Raw genomic sequence first — 20,523 nt, 5'->3', positions numbered from 1 at the left:
ACATGGCGATGACGACGATGAACGCGCCGAAGAACCAGTTGCCGACGTAGATGTGTTTGGTCTTGCGCTGCACCACGGTGGTGAAGAACACGATGGCGTAGGCGACCCAGACCACGGTCAACCACACCGCGCCGGAGAATTCGATCTCGGCGTATTCCTTGGTGGTGGTGTAGCCCAGCGGCAGGCTGATCAGCATCACCACGATCACCGACTGCCAGCCCCAGAACGTGAAGGCGGCGAGTTTGTCCGAGAACAGCCGCACCAGACAGGTACGCTGCACCGCGTAGTAACTGGCGGCGAATTGCGCGCTGCCGGCAAAGCCGAAAATCACCAGGCTGGTGTGCAGCGGGCGCAAGCGGCCGAAACTGGTCCATGGCAGGTCGAGGTTCATCTCGGGCCATACCAGCTGCGAGGCGATCCACACGCCCATCGCCATTCCCACGACGCCCCAGACAATGGTCGCCACGACGAATTGGCGGACGACCTTATAGTTGTAGGCTGGGGTATCTACGGTGCTCATCTGGCGATCACTCGCTGTGCTTGAGGACAATAGTCACGAGATTTCGCAGAACATGCTCGTTAAGAGATGTGAGTATTGAGACGCAGGGTTGTTAAAAGTTGTGAACAGGATGAATTCGCTGAAACGCGAAAAAGCGGTGCTCCTGCCGCCATTCGCAAGCGGATCCACCTATCATCGCGAGCTCATCTGAAAGATGATGATGGCATTTTGATGCTCTGAGGGTTAATCTCGGCTTTTTTGGCCACCCGTAGGCATCTGAATTCGATTCGTGGGAAATGTGAATGCTTATAGTGATTTTAGCAACGCTCGTTTTGACTGGCGCAGTGGGAGGTTTCGCGGGCCATCTACTGTACGGCGGAAGTTGGGGGCTGGATGTAGCCAAAAATATACTGCTGGGCGTCTGTGCTGCGCTTATGGTTCCTCTATTTTTAAATACTATCTCTAGCACATTGCTTCAAGAGATTATAAGCAACCCCGAGCTCGACGCCCTAAAGTACCTCATCCTGATCGGCTTCTGCCTGATAGCGTCGATATCGGCACAGAAGTTCATTCGACTGATGAGTGCCAATGTCATCAAAGAGCTTAAAGAAGTAAAGAAGAAAGCCGAAGATGCACAAACTAAAGCTACATCGGCTTTGGACGCGACCGAGAGCGCAATGGAGCCAGAAGCAGGACCGCTTAGCTCGGAAGATCAAAAGATTTTCAATGAACTGGACCCAACTACAAAGTCAGTGCTAACCCATCTGCTCGACGGCCCATACACAATGCGATCGGCGACGGGGTTAGCTCAAGAGTTGAAGCTTGAACTCGAATTCGTAAATAAGGCTTTATCGACACTGCAGGAAATGAGCTTTGTTAGACGCGGTGTAAATGCTAGAGGCCAAAAGCGGTGGTACCTCACAGGCTCAGGGAAAAACGGAGCCATTGAGCTCAAAAAGAACGCGAATCAACACTCATCTTAAGTGGCTAGGCAGTACCGAACATAATGGCAAAAATATATAGAAGCACCGTGCGATCTGGCCCTATGGTTTCTGGTTATTATAAATTTAAAGATATATTTCAGATAGTGCCAAGCCAGAAAATCGGTGGCTTTCTGAAAAGTTATTATGATCTGGAGTTTTCCGATGCCCATAAAATTCGCGCGGGAAATCCAAAGCTGAGTAAACTGAATGAGGATATTTTCGAAAGTCGCGCCCACTTGGATCACTTAAGAGAGCTGATATCACTAATATACATCTCTACTAATTATTTCTGTGAGCTGGACTTCGATCGCGACAAGCAAATCCTCCCATCACCTCAACCTGAAATTGAGAGCTTTACCGATGTAACCACGCTTTATCCGATGCGAAAATGTGTCGGGCGCGTGGCGGCCAGACAAAACAGTAATACTGACTCATTAATGATCGATAGCAGTGCTGATACCTACTTCGAGAATTATTTTAAGTTGTCTCTGGAGGCGAGAAAACGCTACAACATATCACTTTTTTTGCATCAAGATATGCGAAAAGTAATGCGTGAATCCACGAGCATGGCAATTGTCGGTCTGATTTCTGCAATTGAAAATCTTGTAGATTATGAGTCGAGTAGAAAGGGAGAAATCTTCGAAAACTGCACATCTTGCGGCACCAAAAAATTCTCTCTGGCAAAAAGGTTTAAAGCCTTCATGCTAACTCACTCTGACATTGCAGGCGATGATGCGAATAGCATATTGAATAAATATTATGATAGGCGAAGCAAGATAGCTCACACCGGTGCGCTGCTGGAAATGGACATTTTGCTTTCGGAATTCTCAATGATTCAACACCGTCAGATATATGTCGAAATCGAGCGGCACGTGAGGATCGCCATTTATAATTATTTAATTAATTTTAACTTTTTGGACGAGGATAATGGTGAATACTTAAAGTCTTCTGGAGCGTGATGGATATCTTCACGTTTAGTCTGATTTCCAATGGTTCACAAAAAGTTCGAATCCAGGCTATAGATGAGGCAACATTCGCCCAGACCAGCATGGCGGGAGTGATTTCAGTCTGCCATGGTATTGAAACTGATGGACAGTGGATGTGCTGATCACATGGGGAAGAAAAATTTTAAAATTTCTGATTTTGTGGATTCTTTGTTTTTGTCAGAGGATTTGCGACAAGCAAAGCCTCAGGATGTGGAAAAGTTAGCAACAGCACTAAGCTTAAAACTGAGTCATCCAGGCTTTTCCGAAGATCCCAAAGAGACTGCTGAATATTTGCTCTGCTTGCTTGAAGATAAAGTTGAGCAGAAGGTGCGCGAGGTTTTCGGAGACCACGTGTCTGATAAGGCAGTCTCAAAAAAATGCAGTTCTGACCCGGTTTTTCGGAATTTTATAACAGCTACCAACCGCGCTCGAAAAAGTCTCAGCGATTTGATTGACTATGTTGACGATGAAGAGCCAGATCTGTCAGCCCTAGGCCTTGTTGGCCAGGTCGTGGAGGCGATAGAGGACTTCAACAACGTCGTAGTGACAGACGACGTTCTGCCACTGCTTGAGCGAGGTATTTACGCTTCCGACATCGCTCTGGCACTTGACGTCTGGGCAACCAATCGAGATTCGAAAAAGGGCGACGAGGGGTTTTGGCAAAAGGAATTCGAAAACCGAAAGGGTGTCTTGGAGCGCCTTCTTGGTGGGCATGCTGTTTTACTGCAAAGCGAGTTCCATATTGCGGGTACAGATACATCTGGGGCTGGAGGGCTAAGGGCTGATTTCGCGTTTCTTAATAAAACAAACAACGTCAGTCTGGTGGAAATCAAGGCTCCGGATACTAAGCTACTGGGCTCAAAATATCGAGGAACCTATCCTCTATCCAAAGATGTTTCAGGGGCAATATCGCAAGTGTTGATTCAGCGAAGTGAACTGATGAAAAATTACTTTCAAAAACAACATCGCGCCCCTGTACCCTTTGAAGTGTTCTCTCCACGTTGCTTCTTGATTGCCGGAAATATCGATAGCTTGGAAGCCAATCCAGATAAGCTAAAGGCGTTTGAAGTTCAGCGGCAAGCTGTCGCTTCGCATGTAAATATAGTTACTTTCGATGAGCTGTATCAGCAGTTTGCAACATTCAACCAAATGTAGCTTAGAGCCCCATTGCAAGCTATCGAAGGCATGGGCCTGCTGTATCGGTAGGTCGCTGATTGGAACCATTTGGGGGGACTGGAGAGGGTGTTCACCATCCGCGTGAAGGTGGTGGCCGGTGGTACCGAACTTCGCCAGAACAGCACCTGTCCGGCCAGACTTGTCGCATCAGCGTCGTAAACATCAGCTTCAAACCTTGCCAAGGCGTGCCGCAACGTCTGCCACGGGAAACTGCTTTTCGGCCACTCGGTTGACCGCTTGGATCTTGAACTCTTCGGGGTAACGCGGGTTGCTCATGATGAGCGGATAGGCATCAATACGAAGCACATGGCCCGTTAAGAGAGTGGACGTTAGAAGCGGGATTGTCGAATCAGCGATTTAACACGCTCATGAACACATCTGACATAACATATGATTTAACATAATATACATTACACGTACTTAAACATATTCAACGTGAGGCTCTGTCAGGGCAGATTTCAAACCTGCATCACCTCAGTCGCGCTCGTTTGCTGCTGTGATGAAATCCAGACCCTGACAACGCCAAGCTCTATGAACGATGCGCTCAATCTCAGCCTTATCTTGTTCGCTCATTTCCTTCAATGCCAAGGCTGGATCGTGAACCTGTAGCGCTCTTCATGGAAGTCTGCGCGTCGTGCAGATTGCGCGGCTGGATTCTGCGTGGAGTGTTTTCTATTGCTGATGCTCCACGCAGAATGATTTTCCTTTGGACGCTCTTATTCCCCGGTACGGACCGGATGTGCAGCAACGCCAGGATCCATGATGACAACACCAGAATTACGGGAGACGCTTGTCACTCAAAAGCTGAACCCTGAGGATGAAGAATCGATGCGGGAGCTACACGACCTTGATAATCGTTGATAACGTCAGTGGGATTGCGTTTTGAGCTGAACAGACGATCCAGTCGTTCGTGGTGGGATTCGTACGCTTTTTAATACCCTGATCGCTGATTTATCGGCTTTTTAATAATTATTACTTATAACTACACTAAACATCCATTTAGTAGATTTAAATTTAAACGGGTCTCGGGATCCGTTGTTTCGACTATGCAGCCCCCTGCTCCACCACTCACCCCTCCTTGAATCTGTAATGTTTCATTAGAGATTTACCGAGCCAGCGCCAGATCAATGGCTTTCATTATGACGGCGTGGGTTTTCACCCCGCCGGGTCGATTGATCATTTGATCATTTGGCAGACGCATCTTTGATTTTTTAGTCAATCAAATATCTGATTACCCGCCTTGGAATCCCTATTTCATGGGGTGTTTGGTGGCGCGCTTTATGCTTTTAGCGATGTAGACCTCACAAGAGCGCGCCCTTCCATGAAAACTTTCATTGGTTTCTATCCTGGACGTTATCCCAATCCACTTTGGAATGATCTTGATTGGTCTTCGTTAATCAGTGTTTCACCCGGCAGTCACTTGATTACCTGCCGCAATGGTTACGTTCACCATGGGATTTATCTTGGTGAACAGCAAGTGATCCACTACGCCGGCATGTGTGGAGGCTTTGAAACGGGTCCAATTGAAATTATCCATTTGAGCCGTTTCGCCAACGGAAGACAGGTGCGTGTCAGAAGGCACAGTCAAGCCTGTTTCAAACCTGAGGTGGTTTTAGAACGAGCGCTTTCCCGTGTAGGAGAGTCCCGCTATCGACTGCTTACCAATAATTGCGAACACTTTTGTTATTGGTGTCTCTTTGGAAAGCCTGAAAGCCCGCAGGTGCGAGAGGCGTTGGCTCATCCGATAAAAGCGATTAAGTTGATGGCTCTGCATTGGCCAATGTTGGCATCCCTGTATTTTCCTGTGATTCGCAAACGTATCGCGTTCAATTAGATGCGTGAGCGAGATTGACTATTCTGCCGCCCACTTTTTTGCAACTTCCGCCAACTGAATACGTGCCCTCTCCAAGGCTTCTTCCCGCTCCTCCTTGGCTGCAAATTGGGTAGGTTGTGCATTGACGAACGCCAGGTCTTGGACGCCTATGAATCCAAATGCGGCCTTGAGGGACGGCGTCAGTGCATCCAGATGCGAAAGTGGCATGCCCGCGCGCATGTCTGTGCCGCGGGTGGTGATGAACAGCGCTTTGTGCTTCACCAGCTGGCCGATGTACTGACCTGAGCCATCGACTACGTAGGTCAGTTCCGCGCGAATGATGTTGTCTATAAAGGCTTTGAAAACCGACGGGTAAGAGAAGTTATGCATCGGCATGGCAAACAGAAGCGCATCAGCCTCCAGGACGCGTTTGCACAACGCCGTGGATGGCGCCAGCGCCTGTTCCATCGCGGCAGTACGTTGCTCCGTGGGTGTGTACGCGGCGATCGTGAATGATTCGTCGATATGGGCAGGAGGATGCTCCATCAGGTCCAGGTAATCGATGTCGAGCTTTACATTCTGCGCGCGTAAACACTCCACGAAGTGGCGGGCCAGCGCTCGCGAATTCGAGCGCCCGCTTTTTGGACTGGCATCAACGTGCAGCAACTTCATGGACGCACTCCCCCGGATTATTGTTGTTCGTAAAGCCGATTGCGGCTTCGGGTTTGAAGCCATTTCATCATTATTACCTGATGTTCAACAGGCGTTTGCCCGATGTTCATGGCTCAAGCTTCCTCGGTGACGGGATGAGGGGCAGCGTTGTGTGCAGTGAGGCTGGGCGACTCTTTGGTCGGGCGCGTGAAACGCACTGACAACTGACGCAGCAGCACATAGAACACAGGGGTCAGGAACAGACCGAAGAGCGTTACCCCGATCATCCCGGTAAACACCGCGATACCCATGGCTTGCCGCATTTCCGCACCGGCACCACTGGAGGTGATCAGTGGCACTACGCCGGCGATAAAGGCGATGGAAGTCATCAAAATCGGCCGCAGGCGAAGGCGTGCCGCTTCAATGGCAGCCTGGCGAATCGAGCGGCCCTGGTGCTCCAGTTCGTGAGCGAACTCGACGATCAGAATCGCGTTTTTGCAGGCTAACCCCACAAGCACCACAAAGCTGATCTGGGTGAACAGGTTGTTGTCTCCTCCGGTCAGCCAAACCCCTGCAATTGCCGAAAGGATGCCCATTGGAACAATCAGCAGTACAGCGACGGGCAAGGTCAGGCTTTCGTACTGCGCGGCGAGCACGAAGAACACCAGCAGCATCGACAGCGGCAAGATGATGAACAGCGTGTTGCCCGCGATCTTGTTCTGATAGGTCAGTTCGGTCCATTCGTAGCCTATGCCACGGGGCAATGTCTCTGCGGCGATGCGCTCGATGGCTTCCAGTGCCTGGCCGCTGCTGTAGCCCGGGGCCGGACCGCCGCTGACGTCTGCCGACGGGAAGCCGTTGTAGCGCATGGCCTGGTCCGGACCGTAGGTCTGGGTCATTTTCAACACTGACGCCAGCGGGACCATGTCGCCTTTATCGTTACGGGCCTTGAGCAATCCGATATCTTCCGCGTGCCCCCGGAACTCCGCGTCAGCCTGTACCTTGACCTGGAAGGTACGGCCGAACTTGTTGAAGTCATTGACGTAAATCGAGCCCAGGTAGATTTGCAGGGTTTCGAATACCGACGGGATTGAAACACCCAATTGCTGTGCACGCGTACGGTCGACATCGGCGTACAGTTGCGGCACGTTCATCTGGAAGCTGGAGAACATGCCGGCAAGTTCAGGTGCCTGTCTGGCCTTGGCCATGAACGCCTGCAGCGCATTATTCAATGCCGGCGTGCCGAGCGCCGCCCGATCCTGCAACTGCAACTTGAAGCCGCCTACGTTACCCATGCCAGACACAGGTGGTGGCGGGAATACTGCGGTGTAGGCGCCCTTGATCTCGCCGAATTTGGCATTGAGCTGTGCAGCAATTTCATTGCCCGTCATACCGGGTCCTTTACGCTCGGCAAAATCCTTGAGCACGAAGAACGCAACACCGGAATTAGGGCTGCTGACGAAACCGTTGATGGACCAGCCGGCATAACCGGTAACCGCCTCCACGCCCGGCACAGCCAGTGCAGTGCTGGTCATATCGCGCAATACGGCTTCAGTACGATCCAGGGAGGCGGCGTCGGGCAGTTGAACAAAGCCCACCAGGTATTGCTTGTCTTGTGGCGGGACAAACCCTGCCGGCACCTTGTTGAAAATCAACACAGCCGCGACGACCAACACGCCGTAAACCAGCAACGCCAGTGACTTGCGCTTGAGTACCCTGGAGACGCTTGTCCCGTAGTTATCGGAGGCGCGGCCGAACAGCCGGTTGAAGTGTTTGAAGAAGCCACCGAAGACTTTATCGAATGCTTTTTGAAATGCGTCCTTTGGCGCGTCGTGCCCCTTGAGCAGCATGGCTGCCAAGGCCGGCGACAAGGTCAAGGAGTTGAACGCGGAGATCACGGTGGAAATGGCAATGGTCAAGGCGAACTGCTTGAAGAACTGCCCGCTGAGCCCACTGACGAACGCCAACGGCACGAAAACCGCACACAGGGTCAGCGCGATCGCAACGATCGGCCCCGATACTTCGCGCATCGCCTGGTAGGTCGCTTCACGGGCCGACAGACCGAGCGCGATATTACGTTCGACGTTTTCGACCACTACGATTGCATCGTCGACCACGACCCCGATGGCCAACACCAGTCCGAACAGGCTCAACGCGTTGATCGAAAAACCCATCATCAACATGATGGCGAAAGTCCCCACCACCGATACCGGTACGGCCAGCAGCGGAATGATCGAAGCCCGCCATGTCTGCAGGAAAATGATGACGACCAGGACGACCAGCACGATGGCTTCAAGCAGCGTATGAATGACCGCATCGATCGAAGAGCGGACGAATTGCGTCGGGTCGTAGATCACCTGATAGTCCACGCCTTCGGGCATGTCCTTTTTCAACTCGGCCATGGTCTTGCGCACATTGTCGGAAATCTGCAATGCGTTGGAACCCGGCAGCTGGTAAATGAGGATGGCGTTAGCCTGCTTGTTGTCCACCAACGTGCGCAACGCGTATTCGCCGGCTGCCAGTTCTACCCGGGCAACATCACGCAAACGAGTGACGCGGCCGTCCGCCGAGGTACGGACAATCACGTCGCGGAATTCGTCTTCTGTTGTTAAACGGCCACGAGCGTTCACCGAAATCTGATAGTCGACGCCAGGCGCAGAAGGTGATGCACCGATCACGCCGGCTGCTGCGTTGACATTCTGCTCACGCAGCGCCTGCACCACGTCACCGGCGGCCAGGTTTCGAGCCGCCAACTTGCGCGGGTCGAGCCAGATACGCATCGCGTAATCGCCCGAGCCCGCCACTTGAACCTGGCCGACACCTGGAAGACGCGCGAGCTGGTCCTTGATGTTGATCAGGGAATAGTTGCGAAGGTACTGCATGTCATAGCGTTCGTTAGGTGAACGCAAGTGCACGACCATCGTGAGGTCAGGCGAGCTTTTAAGCGTGGTGACGCCAAGGCGCTGCACTGCTTCGGGCAAGCGCGGCAATGCCTGGTTTACCCGGTTCTGTACCATTTGCTGCGCAAGGTCGGGATTGGTGCCGAGCTTGAAGGTCACCGTCAGGGTCAGCTGACCATCCGGCGTGGCCTGGGAATTCATGTACAGCATCCCTTCCACACCGTTGATCTGCTCCTCCATGGGCGTTGCAACCGTCTCGGCGATGGTCTGAGGGTGCGCACCAGGGTATTGAGCTTTCACCACGACCGAGGGTGGCGCGACATCCGGGTACTCGGATATGGGCAGGTTGAAAATGGCAATCAGACCGGCAATGAAGATGATCGCTGAAAGCACGCCGGCGAATATCGGTCGATCAATGAAAAAGCGCGAGATGTTCATGAAAGCTGCTCCTTACTGACCGACGATCAAGACCGTCCCGAAGTGTTCTGGATGCCGATGGCGACTGAATCGACAACCGGCTGCGGATCGACCAGGTCGTCTGGACGGATTTTCTGCAGGCCTTCGACAACGATGCGCTCGCCTTTGGAAAGGCCCGAACGCACAACACGCCAGCCATCGATCACCGGGCCAAGAGACACTTCTCGGTAGGCCACCCTGTTTTCCGGGGTGACGACAAACACGTACTTTTTGGATTGGTCTGTGCCTACCGCTTGATCGCGTATCAACGTCGTGGCCCGCGGCGCGGAATCACCGGTACGCACCCGGGCATACATTCCGGGGGTGAGTTCGCCATTGGTGTTTTCGAACACCGCACGCACCCTTAGCGTTCCGGACTGACGATCCAGCTGGTTATCCAGGGACTTGATACGCCCGCTGTAGGGGTAATCCGCCTCATTCGCCAACCCCATGAATACGGGTAAATTGTTGACCCCGGTGCTGCCCTTTGCGCCATTGCGAACAAAGCGGATGTAGCTGGCTTCATCGAGCTCGAAGTTCACATAGACCGGAGACACGGAAACAATGCTGGTGAGGACGGGAGCCTCCGGACCGGTACCCACCAGGTTGCCGACCGTGAGTTCGGCGCGGGAAACCCGGCCCGTTACCGGCGCCGTGATCGTCGAATACTGCAGGTTCAGTCGGGCGCTCAGTACATCGGCCTGCGCCGCGCTCAGGGCGGCTTGCGCCTCCAGCACGTCATTTGCACGTTGATCCAGCTCGCGCTGGGAAATGGCCCGCTGGACGATCAATTTGCTTGAGCGCCCCAGCTCGGTTTTCGCCAGAGACAGGCGCGCCCTGGCGCTTTCGCGTGTCGCTTGCGCTTTGGCCAGAGCAGCCTCATAAGGGCGAGGATCAATGGTGAACAGAGGAGCCCCTTTGTTGACCACCTGCCCTTCCTGGAAATGCACGGCATCAATGGTGCCGTTGACTCGTGGACGAATCTGGACATGTTCAATCGCTTCGATTCGGCCAGAGTAGTCACTCCACTCGACAATCGGTTTTTCTATCACCTGCGCAACGCTCACCGGTGTCGCTATGCTCGCAGGTTGTGCCGCTGGAGCGGCGACAGGCGCCTGTATTTGATAAGTGCCCACTCCCAGCACGATCAATACGCTGACAGCGAGTGCAGTTTTACTTTTTTTTGCCATCGGCGTTGAGGTGTTCATGTGAGATCTCGCGTGGAAGTTGAAGGCAACGACTGAGCAGTGATAGCGTCATCCGTCAGCACTTGGGTTCACGCACGATAGATTCTTGGATGGCTGCTCAAAACATCCAATTCCCCCTAAAATCTCTACACCGGTGCTTTCAAGGTGCGAAAACGCCATGCCCTCCCCCGAGTCCACCCTCCTCCAAAGCTGGCACCAGAACGCCGAAGCCTGGATCGAAGCGATCCGCAGCGGCGCCATCGACAGCCGCCTGAAGGTCACCGACCAGGCAATCCTGCTGGCGGTGCAGGGCCGTCAGCCCCGGCGTGTGCTGGATCTGGGTTGCGGCGAAGGCTGGTTGCTGCGCGCACTGACTGAACGAGGCATCGAGGCGTTCGGGGTGGATGGCAGCGCGACGCTGGTCGAGGCGGCGCGCAGGGCCGGCTCTGCACCGGTGCATTTGGCGAACTACGACGAGTTGGTGGAGGCGAAGGTCGACGTCGGTAGCGACTACGACCTGATCTGCGCCAACTTCGCCCTGCTGCACCAGGACATCATCCCCCTGCTCGCGGCCATGAACGCCCTGCTCTCCCCGGGCGGCGCGCTGGTCATTCAGACGCTGCATCCTTGGGCGGTGGCGGCCGGCGACTATCAGGATGGATGGCGGGAAGAGACGTTTTGCGGATTCAAGGGCCAGTGGCAGCCCATGCCGTGGTATTTCCGTACCCTGTCCAGCTGGCTGAATGCGCTGGACATGGCCGGTTTTCAACTGGTCGGTTTGCAAGAACCGCAGCACCCGCAAAGCCCTGTGCCGCAGTCCTTGCTGTTGGTGGCCGAGCAGCGTCGCTAAACGCTACATCTCGACCTGTGTGCCGAGCTCTATTACCCTGTTGAGTGGCAAATTGAAGTACTTCAGATTGCTGTTGGCGTTCTTGAGTAAAAAGGCGAACAGCCCCTCTCGCCAACGAGCCATACCGATGCGTCTGGTCGGGATGACGGTCTCGCGGCTGAGGAAATACGTTGTGCGCATCGGGCTGAAATCCAGCTCGTCCAAATGACACAGACTCAAGGCCAGCGGGACATCCGGCTCCTCGATAAAGCCAAAGTGCAGACTGACCCGGAAGAAGCCTTCACCGTAGGATTCAACTTCGAACCGCTGGTGGGCAGCCACCCGCGGGCTGTCTTCGGATACCACGGTCAACAGCACCACTTGCTCGTGCAGCACCTGGTTATGCAGCAGGTTGTGCAGCAGTGCGTGAGGAACGGCATCGGCCCTGGCCGTAAGAAATACCGCCGTGCCTTGTACGCGATGGGGAGGCTGCGTGCGGATGCTGGCGATGAACAGTGGTAAAGGAAGCGTGGTTTCATCCAGCCGCTCAACAATCGTCTTCCTGCCCCGCTTCCAGGTTGTCATCAAAATGAACAGGCCAATGCCGGCAATCACCGGGAACGCACCGCCTTGAAAAATCTTCGGCGCATTGGCCGCGAAATACAGGCTGTCGACCAGCAAAAAACCGAGCAGCATCGGAACGGCCAACCAGCGCGGTGTTTTCCAAAGGAGCAGGACAATGGCCGAAGACAGGACGGTGGTGATCAACATGGTCCCCGTCACGGCGACCCCATAAGCGGCGGCCAAGGCACTGGATGACTCGAAACCGATCACCAGCAGGACCACTCCGACCATCAATGCCCAGTTAACCGTGCCGATGTAGATTTGTCCCTGTTCATGGCTGGAGGTGTGCTGGATAAACATGCGCGGGACGTAACCCAGCTGAATGGCCTGGCGGGTCAGGGAAAAAGCACCGGAGATCACGGCTTGCGAAGCGATGATGGTGGCCAGCGTGGAGAGCGCGACCATCGGCAACAGCGCCCACTCAGGTGCCAGCAAATAGAACGGATTGCGCACAGTCTCGGGGTTTCCCAGGATCAAGGCGCCCTGTCCAAAGTAGTTGAGCACCAGGCCGGGCAACACCAGGATGAACCACGCACGAGCGATAGGCTTGCGACCAAAATGGCCCATGTCGGCATAAAGCGCTTCAGCGCCGGTTAATGACAATACGACGGCACCCAGGATGGCCACGCCAATGCCCGGATGAACCACGAAGAACTGCACCGCCCATGCAGGATTCAGCGCCTCCAGTACCTGCGGATGTTGCAAAATCCCGTAGATCCCGAGTACACCCAACACGACAAACCACAGCACCATCACCGGGCCGAACAAGATACCAATACGGGCCGTGCCATGTTTCTGAATCAGAAACAGTGCCACCAGCACGATCACTGACAGCGGTACGACCCAATGCTCGATCCCGTCAAAGGCAAGTTGCAAACCTTCGACAGCGGACAACACCGAGATGGCCGGCGTGATCATGCTGTCGCCGTAGAAAAGCGCCGCGCCGAAAAGACCGAGCAGAACCAGCACCTTGCTCATGAACGGATAAGGGCTGGCCGCCCGGCGGGCCAATGCCGTCAACGCCATGATTCCGCCTTCGCCCTGATTATCGGCGCGAAGGACAAACAGGACGTACTTGATTGAAACGACCCAGATCAGCGACCAGAAGATCAACGACAGAATACCCAGCACGCCGTCATGGTTGGCCTGAACGCCGTAATGCCCTCCGAAGACTTCTTTGAGGGTGTACAAGGGACTGGTGCCAATATCGCCGTAGACCACTCCGACAGCAGCAACAAGCAAACCTGCGGCGGACGTTTTGACTTGCGAGTGGTCATGGACAGCGGTCGTGCTTTCGCTCACAGGTAGCTTCTCTGAATTGAAGGGCAATGGTGCATGCGATCCTTGAGCGAGAAGGGGCTCGACGCCGTTTGACACATTCCGTTGAACCTTACTTAAACTTTTCTGCGTGTTCAGAAAGCCAGGAGGTAAAGGGCGATACGCATGGACGTTGGAAAACGCGGCCAGTATCGTTTCGGACGAAAGTGACTACCGTAAAAAAAGCGTAAAAATTTTACGCGAGGAGGATCACCCCGGACGCCTTCATGGACTTCTCTGCACGGGTGATCAGAAACCTGTAGGAACAGCTTGCTCGCGATGGACGTCAACGATAACGCGTCATGTCTGAATGATTGCGGTGTCAGGACGTTTTTCGCGAGCAAGCTGTTCCTACAGGTTTTCCACGTGACCCGCCGTGACTAGTTCGGGTCCAGCAATCCACCGCCCCAGTTGCGCGACATCCGGCTGCCCGTGAACTTCGCCACACCCATGCCCTGGGAGATCAAACGATCGCGGTAGCGCGTCACCAGTCGCCCGGTCTGTTCGGCATACAGCACCACTTCGGAGGATGGATCGCCCGGGCGGCGCAGGATTCGTGCGAAGCGCTGGCCTTCTTCGACGACATCGCCCAGCGCCTTTTCAAAGATCAACACGCCAGGCTGCGGTGCAAGGATGGTTTCCATATGCCCCATTTCCACGGCCTCCACAGGCCACTCGTTGGGCGATACCGCGTCGTCGATCACCCCATACCCGCACAACCACGCATAAAGTCCTTCGGCGTCCTGCCTGGCGAAGTGGTCGTTGACGTCGCCCTGCCCGCGTAACTCCAGGGTCGCGGCCATGCGTTGCCCGGTGCTGCCGTCACGCAGCCAGGGCGCAATGATGGTTTCTTCGAAGGAGCCATCACCGCCGTCATCCCAGATGATCGCCACCTCCATTTTCAGCGCCGCCGCCAGTTCACGACCACGGGGCCAGAAACTGCGGTGCACGTAAAGGTAGGGCAACGCTTCGTCATCGGTGTGCAAGTCGAGCATCACATCCGCCGGCGCCGCCAGTTGCACCAGTTTCTGTTGCCAGTGCTGGACGACGGTTGATGGTCGTTCCATTGCCGCCGACTGGTCGAATCCACGATTGAAGTTATGCCCGGTCGCATCATGGTATCGGCCGAGAATCCGTCCCTGGCGAAACTGTCCGATGCCCAGCGGATTGGCCTGGGGCACCACGGTCACATTGCCCTTGAGCCTGCCCTCGGACTCGGCGACATGAAGGCGTTGCATCAACAGGTGCAGCACCAGCATCCCGGCGATTTCATCGGCATGCACCCCGGCCTGCAAATGCACGTTCGGCCCGTGACCATCGCCCTCGAAACGCCACGCACCGACCTGCACCGCGCCACCGTTATTGTTGAGAACGTTGAACGAAACATCCCGCACCATGCGCTGCCCTCCCCTCATGACTGTGGCCTAACGGCGATGCTCGACGGCCTCTGGATCGAGCGGTGCCTGAGCCTCGAGACTTTCCCCCTGGCCATCGGCCGCTGCCGGATACAGGGACTGCGACACGGAGCATTCGGCACCGACGACGTCCTGTGACGGGTGGCGGCCGAAGATCATCGCCAGGGTGCCACTGACAGCGATCAGCCCGGCGCCGATCATCAGCGACACATCCATCAACGTGCCCCAGATCAGGCTCGACAGCAGGAACGCCCAGATCAGTCCGGTGTACTCGAACGGCGCCAGCACGGTCGCGGTGGCGCGCTGGAAACTGGCGAACAGCAGAAACTGCCCGATCCCACCCATCAGCCCCGCGCCGAGCATGCCCAACCAGGCGGGCGTCGGTGTCGGGGTATGGGTCCAGGGCAACGCCACGGCCATGCAGATGACGAACACCACATTGGTGATCAGCATCTGTTCCAGTACCGACGTCTGGTCATCGACCTGGCGCAACTGGATATACGTGAACGCCCAGCACATCGCCGCCAGCAGCGTCAGGACGATCGGCAACGGATCGGTCATGTTGTTGGGGCGACAAGCTATCACCACCCCGATGAAACCGATGATCAGGGCAAACCACTGCCAACCCGTGACGCGCTCCTTGAGAATTGCCGTTGCCAACACCGTGACCATGATCGGTGCCGAGAAATACAGGGTGGTCATCTCCGCCAGGCTCAGGTCCCGAGCTGCCGTGTAATACAGCAGCCAGGCCGCAATCGACAGCAGGCCGCGCACCACCAGCAAACGCCGACTGGACGAGCGCCAGGCGCGCTGCACCAGTTGCAAGCGCCCCACCAGCAGGCACGCAACCGCCACCACGAGGGCGCGCCAGAACAGGATGGTGACCACCGAATAATCGGCCACCAGCCACTTGATGCCAGCGTCCTGCAAGGACAGGAAGGCATAGCCCAGCGTACACAGGCCAATGCCTTGCAACGAACGGTCGACCACGGGCGTGTTCATCATGCGGACCTGCGTACCGGCGTTCCCCGCCGTTCGGCAAAGGCAAACAGGCCTTCAATCAAGAACGTCAGGCAAACGTAGACACCGGCCACCAGCAGCAACGGTTCATAGACTTGCAGCGTTTGGGCGCGGACAACGTTGGCCGCGCCCAGCAAGTCGATCACCGCGATGGTCGAGGCCAGTGCCGTGGATTTGAGCAACATCACCGTTTCCCCGGCCAGGGTCGGCAACAGCAAACGCAGCGCCCTGGGTAAACGCACCCGCCACAGGGCCTGGCGCGGGGTCATGCCAAAGGCCGAGGCCGCTTCCATTTCGCCTTTGGGCACCGCCAGCAGGCCGCCGCGAATCACTTCGCCGACATAGGCGCCCATCGACACCACCAGGGCGAAGACGATGTACCAATAACCATCACGCAGATAGGGCCAGAGAAAACTGCTGCGGATCAGCGGAAACTGCGCGAACAGGCTGCCGATCCCGTAGTAGAAGATGTAGATCTGGATCAGCAACGGCGTACCGCGCGTCACGCTGGTGTAGAACAGGCTGAGCTTGGCGATCGCCCTGTTTTTCGAGATTCGCGCCAGTGCCACCAATACGGCCAGTGCGTAGCCGAACACGCTGGAGACCAACAGAATGGTAATGGTCGTTTGCAGCCCTCGGAGCAACAGTGCCCCGTATTCAATGGTCCACGCAGGAATCATTTCAATCTCTCAGCCGGTTTAGTCAACAAGAGGCATCCAGCGACGAATGCGTCGCTCCAACCGTCCCGACAGGTAGTTGGACACCAGCGTTACCGCGTAATACAGGGCGGCGGCCGTGAGGTAGAACAACAGGTAGTGACGCGTCGACCCCGCGCCTTGCTTGGCGGTGTACAGCAGCTCGTTGGTGCCGACCACGCTGATCAGCGCACTGTCCTTGATCAGGTTGATCCACAGGTTGGCCATCCCTGCCATCGCGTAGGGCGCCATGATCGGCAGCGTGACGCGGCGGAACAGACCAAAGCCATGCAGACCGAAGGCCTTCGCCGCTTCGATCTGGCCAAAAGGAATCGCCTGGATCGCCGCGCGGAAAATTTCCGAGGCGTAGGCGCCCTGCACCAGCCCCAGTACCACGATGGCCGCCAACGGACCGCTGACATTCACCGCGCCATGACCGAGCGAGGTCATCAGCGAGTTGAGCAACATGGAACCGACGTAATACAGCAGCAGGATCAGCAACAACTCCGGCACCGCGCGGAACAAGGTGGTGTAGCCGCGTGCCAACACTGCAATCGGTTTTGGCGCGCCCAGCTTCAGGCAGGCCACCACCAGGCCGATGGCCAGCCCGAGTACGAAGGCCCCGGCCGATATCTGCAGGGTCATCCAGAGCCCCTTGAGCAGCGCCCCGCCCCACCCTTGTTCGCTGAAACCGATCAAATCGAACATTGCTGGCATTTCAGTCTCCAGTCAGAGCACCACCGAACCCCTGTAGGAGCGAGTTTGCTCGCGAATGCGGTGTGTCATTCAGCGATGATGTTGACTGACACACCGCTTTCGCGAGCAGGCTCGCTCCCACAAGGGGGACTCGGCGCCCAGGTCTTCAGAACGTCGGCTTCACGCTGGTACCGAAGTAGCTCTGGGACAGGTCGTCGTAGTCCTTGCTCGCCAGCAGTTCCTGGATGGCCTTGTCGAGCTTGGCCTTGAGTTCGGTGTCGTCCTTGCGCAGGCCGGCGCCCACGCCCTTGCCGAAGATCGGGTCGTAGGGCACGGCGCCGAGGTAGTCCAGATTGCTTTTGCTGGCATCCGGGGTCTTGACGAAGGCCGCCATGGCCGTGCCGTCGGCCATCATCAGGTCGATGCGACCGGCAATCAGGTCGGCGTTCACCGAGTCCTGGGTGTCGTAATACTTAACGTCGGCAATTTTTTCGTAGTAGGTCTTCAGGTAGCTGGCGCTCACCGTCGAGTTCTGCACGCCGATGGTCTTGCCCTTGAGGTCGTCCGGATATTTTTTCACGACCGCGTCCTTGGGCCCGACAATCGCCACCACCGAGTCGTAGTAAGCCTTGCTGAACGCAATCTGTTTTTCCCGCTCTTCGGTCACCGACATCGAGGAGAAAATCACGTCGATCTTCTTGGCCAGCAGCGACGGAATGATCCCGTCCCACGCCACTTCCTTGATCTCGCATTCGGCTTTCATTTCGCTGCACAGCTTGTGGATCAGGTCGACCTCAAAGCCCTTCCACTCACCGTTGGCCTGTTTTTCGGTGTACGGCGGATAGGGTTCGGCGGCCACCGCGAACCTGATCGGTTGCGCCTGGGCCGCGCTCATGCCGGCCAGCATTACGCAGGCCGCGCCAGTCAACCAGTTTGCCAAACGTCGATTTCCCATGGTTTTCCCCGTCTTTTGTTGTTTTTAGCGAGTCTGATGAGCGTTGACGAATTGCCGGCAACGCTCGCTGCGTGGGTGTACGAACACTTCGTCCGGCGAACCGGTTTCCTCGATCAGCCCCTGATGCAAAAAGGCGACTTTGGAAGAGACATCGCGTGCGAAAGCCATCTCATGGGTCACCAGGATCATGGTCCGGCCTTCTTCGGCGAGAGAGCGGATCACCCGCAGCACTTCCCCGACCAGTTCCGGGTCGAGTGCCGAGGTGGGTTCATCGAACAGCATAACCTTGGGCCGCATGGCCAGGGCCCGGGCGATGGCCACCCGTTGTTGCTGTCCCCCGGAGAGAAACGCCGGGTACTCGTTGCGCTTGGCCGCCAGCCCCACGCGCTCGAGCAAGGCTTCGGCCCGTTCAGTGGCCTCCGCCTTGCTTTCGCGAAGGACCTGGGTCGGCGCTTCGATGAGGTTTTCCAGCACCGTGCGATGGGGCCAGAGGTTGAAGTTCTGGAACACCATGCCCAGGCTGGAACGGATGCGCACCAGTTGCTTTGCATCGGAAACCAGCGGTGCACCGGGGCGCGAGTGGTTCAGGTGAATGCTTTCGCCGTCCACCAGAATGCGCCCCTGGTCCGGCACTTCGAGCATGTTGATGCAGCGCAACAAGGTGCTTTTGCCCGAACCGCTGGCACCGATCAGCGAGATCACCTCGCCTTCGCGGGCCGTCAGGGATACGCCCTTGAGCACTTCAATATTGCCGAAGCGTTTGTGCAGGCGCTCGACTTCGATCATGGTCCGGGCGGCAACCGGTTCGGCCCCTGCCGAGGACGTCACGCGACTGATCACGGGCCGTGGTGCTTCGCCCTTGAGCACCAGGACGAAGTCGCGGATTCGCTGGCAGGCCTCGGCCAGCCGTTCTTCACCGAGGGTGAACGACAGCCGCACGAAACCCTGCGCTGGCTCGCCGAACGCCGCGGCATCCAGCACTGACACCCGCGCCTCGCGCAACAGCCGCCAGGCGAACTCCAGCGAACTGAGGCCGGTTGCGCGTACGTCCACCAGCACGAACATGCCGGCGTCAGGCTTGAGCACGCTGATGCCCGGACACTCCGACAGTCCCGCCACCAGCAGATCGCGACGCCGCCGGTAGATGTCGCGCATGCCGTGGGTGACTTCGTCGTGGGCCTGCACGGCCTTGAGTGCGGCTTCCATGGCGAACCCCGGCAAGCCGTAGAGCATGCTCAGTACCAGGGTTTCGGCATGGGCGATCAGGGACGGATGGGCGACGATCCAGCCGATTCGCCAACCGGTCATGGCGTGGGATTTCGACAGGCTGGCGATCACCACGCAACGCTCGGCCATGCCCGGCAAGGCCGCCATGCTCAGGTGGTCGCGCTCGAACGCCAGGCTTTCATAAACTTCGTCGACCACCACCCACAGGTCATGGGCGATGGCCAGATCAGCGATGGCTTGCAGTTCTTCGCGGTTGAGCATGACCCCGGTCGGGTTGTTCGGGTTGGACAGAAAAATCGCCCGGGTCCGCGGCGTGATGGCTTTGGCCAGCACCGCCGCATCGAGGCGGAAATCATCGTCCGCCGAGCACGGCACCCGCACCAGTGTCGCGCCGGAGGCCTTGAGCGTCGCCTCGTAAGTCACGTACATCGGATCCAGGGCAATCACTTCGTCGCCGGCGCTGAGCAGGCACATCGACGTGACGAACAGCGCGTTCTGTGCACCCGCCACCGCGATCACGTTGTCCGCTTGCAACTCGCGGTCGAACAGCTTGCCGTAACGCGTGGCGAGGGCTTCGCGCAAGGTCGGGCGACCGGCGATCTCCGTGTAGTGAGTGTCGCCTTCGCGCAAGGCCTGGATGGCGGCATCGGTGATGAAGTCGGGCGTGGGGAAGTCCGGATCGCCGACACTGAGAATGATCACATCTTCCCCACCGCGCCGTGCTTCAAAGGCGGCATTGTGGATGTCCCAGGCGGCAACGCCTTGCCCCGAGATCCGCTCAACAAAGGGTGAAAACCGCATGCCAGTGCCTCGTTCAAAATGAAGAAACGCAAGCCCGCAACCAGCCGGGAGAGAAGGTGGAACGAACATAGTCCAAGCTGAACAGTCGTTCAACAGAAAACTGGTCGGGGTTCGTGTTCAGCGTAAACAGGTCGTTTTTACGACAGTCGCGGTGTTTTTGTTCAGCTAGTCGTTCCCCCCCCTTATCCCCTGTGGAAGCGAGCCTGTGTGGCGAGGGAGCTTGCTCCCGCTGGACTGCGCAGCAGTCCCCTTCTTTTGAGTAAAGAGAGGGGCCGCCTCGCGCCCCAACAGGA

16 protein-coding genes and 2 pseudogenes are annotated in these 20,523 nt (G+C 56.5%); 5 read left to right on the top strand and 13 right to left on the bottom strand.

Annotated features, from left to right (window positions below):
* Positions 1-520: cbb3-type cytochrome c oxidase subunit I (locus ACW9HW_RS20730; protein ID WP_457401580.1), on the bottom strand; the 520-nt coding region annotated here is incomplete at its 3' end.
* A 281-nt stretch (positions 521-801) separates the two neighbouring features.
* Between ACW9HW_RS20730 and ACW9HW_RS20725 the strand changes: the two genes are divergently transcribed.
* From ACW9HW_RS20725 to ACW9HW_RS20715, 3 genes are all read left to right on the top strand, one after another.
* Complete coding sequence (locus tag ACW9HW_RS20725) at positions 802-1,482, top strand: YEATS-associated helix-containing protein (protein WP_457401578.1); 681 nt, start codon at positions 802-804, stop codon at positions 1,480-1,482.
* Between the two features lie 47 nt (positions 1,483-1,529).
* Positions 1,530-2,441 carry a hypothetical protein gene (locus ACW9HW_RS20720; RefSeq protein WP_457401576.1) on the top strand — a complete coding sequence of 304 codons (912 nt, stop codon included), beginning with the start codon at positions 1,530-1,532 and terminating at the stop codon, positions 2,439-2,441.
* A gap of 114 nt (positions 2,442-2,555) precedes the next feature.
* Positions 2,556-3,623: a Shedu immune nuclease family protein gene (locus tag ACW9HW_RS20715; protein ID WP_457401574.1), complete on the top strand. Its 1,068-nt coding sequence runs from the start codon at positions 2,556-2,558 to the stop codon at positions 3,621-3,623.
* Positions 3,624-3,821: 198 nt separating this feature from the next.
* Here the strand turns inward: ACW9HW_RS20715 and ACW9HW_RS20710 are convergent.
* Positions 3,822-3,920, bottom strand: a pseudogene (locus tag ACW9HW_RS20710) (transposase); the annotation flags it as partial.
* A gap of 1,045 nt (positions 3,921-4,965) precedes the next feature.
* On the opposite strand from ACW9HW_RS20710, the gene ACW9HW_RS20705 reads away from it, so the two are divergent.
* A complete protein-coding gene (locus ACW9HW_RS20705) occupies positions 4,966-5,478 on the top strand; it encodes a lecithin retinol acyltransferase family protein (protein ID WP_095194869.1) in 513 nt (170 codons plus the stop codon).
* An 18-nt stretch (positions 5,479-5,496) separates the two neighbouring features.
* Here ACW9HW_RS20705 and ACW9HW_RS20700 read toward each other — a convergent pair whose 3' ends face one another.
* The 3 genes from ACW9HW_RS20700 to ACW9HW_RS20690 form a co-directional block, all read right to left on the bottom strand.
* Positions 5,497-6,129, bottom strand: a complete 633-nt coding sequence (locus tag ACW9HW_RS20700; protein WP_457401572.1) for an FMN-dependent NADH-azoreductase — start codon at positions 6,127-6,129, stop codon at positions 5,497-5,499.
* A gap of 113 nt (positions 6,130-6,242) precedes the next feature.
* Entirely contained in the window at positions 6,243-9,446 is a 3,204-nt protein-coding gene (locus ACW9HW_RS20695; protein WP_457401570.1) for an efflux RND transporter permease subunit, read from the bottom strand.
* A gap of 26 nt (positions 9,447-9,472) precedes the next feature.
* The gene (locus tag ACW9HW_RS20690; RefSeq protein WP_457401568.1) at positions 9,473-10,672 is read right to left on the bottom strand and encodes an efflux RND transporter periplasmic adaptor subunit; all 1,200 of its coding nucleotides are present in this window, start codon (positions 10,670-10,672) and stop codon (positions 9,473-9,475) included.
* Positions 10,673-10,829: 157 nt separating this feature from the next.
* Here ACW9HW_RS20690 and ACW9HW_RS20685 point away from each other — a divergent pair, with 157 nt between their 5' ends.
* Positions 10,830-11,501: a class I SAM-dependent methyltransferase gene (locus ACW9HW_RS20685; protein ID WP_457401566.1), complete on the top strand. Its 672-nt coding sequence runs from the start codon at positions 10,830-10,832 to the stop codon at positions 11,499-11,501.
* A 3-nt stretch (positions 11,502-11,504) separates the two neighbouring features.
* On the opposite strand, the gene ACW9HW_RS20680 is transcribed toward ACW9HW_RS20685, so the two are convergent.
* The 8 genes and pseudogenes from ACW9HW_RS20680 to ACW9HW_RS20645 all read right to left on the bottom strand — a co-directional run bounded on the left by ACW9HW_RS20680 (position 11,505) and on the right by ACW9HW_RS20645 (position 20,230).
* On the bottom strand, positions 11,505-13,406 hold the full coding sequence (locus ACW9HW_RS20680) for a potassium transporter Kup (protein ID WP_457401564.1): 1,902 nt from the start codon (positions 13,404-13,406) through the stop codon (positions 11,505-11,507).
* Between the two features lie 395 nt (positions 13,407-13,801).
* The gene (locus ACW9HW_RS20675) at positions 13,802-14,818 is read right to left on the bottom strand and encodes a succinylglutamate desuccinylase (protein WP_457401562.1); all 1,017 of its coding nucleotides are present in this window, start codon (positions 14,816-14,818) and stop codon (positions 13,802-13,804) included.
* Positions 14,819-14,845: 27 nt separating this feature from the next.
* Complete coding sequence (locus ACW9HW_RS20670; RefSeq protein ID WP_457401560.1) at positions 14,846-15,838, bottom strand: DMT family transporter; 993 nt, start codon at positions 15,836-15,838, stop codon at positions 14,846-14,848.
* Positions 15,838-16,536, bottom strand: coding sequence for an ABC transporter permease subunit (locus ACW9HW_RS20665; RefSeq protein ID WP_095194861.1), 699 nt, complete (start codon positions 16,534-16,536; stop codon positions 15,838-15,840). Before ACW9HW_RS20665 ends, ACW9HW_RS20670 begins: the two co-directional genes overlap by 1 nt.
* An 18-nt stretch (positions 16,537-16,554) precedes the next feature.
* Positions 16,555-17,268, bottom strand: a complete 714-nt coding sequence (locus tag ACW9HW_RS20660; protein WP_095194860.1) for an ABC transporter permease — start codon at positions 17,266-17,268, stop codon at positions 16,555-16,557.
* A gap of 13 nt (positions 17,269-17,281) precedes the next feature.
* Positions 17,282-17,389: pseudogene (locus ACW9HW_RS20655) on the bottom strand (metal ABC transporter ATP-binding protein); the annotation flags it as partial.
* A 24-nt stretch (positions 17,390-17,413) separates the two neighbouring features.
* Entirely contained in the window at positions 17,414-18,202 is a 789-nt protein-coding gene (locus ACW9HW_RS20650) for a transporter substrate-binding domain-containing protein (protein WP_095194859.1), read from the bottom strand.
* A gap of 24 nt (positions 18,203-18,226) precedes the next feature.
* Positions 18,227-20,230, bottom strand: a complete 2,004-nt coding sequence (locus ACW9HW_RS20645; protein WP_457401558.1) for an aminotransferase class I/II-fold pyridoxal phosphate-dependent enzyme — start codon at positions 20,228-20,230, stop codon at positions 18,227-18,229.
* Positions 20,231-20,523 lie beyond the last annotated feature (293 nt).

This window comes from Pseudomonas sp. SDO5532_S415 (assembly GCF_054071155.1).
The sequence above is the reverse complement of the archived record's forward strand: the minus strand, read 5'-3'. Positions and strand labels throughout refer to the sequence as shown.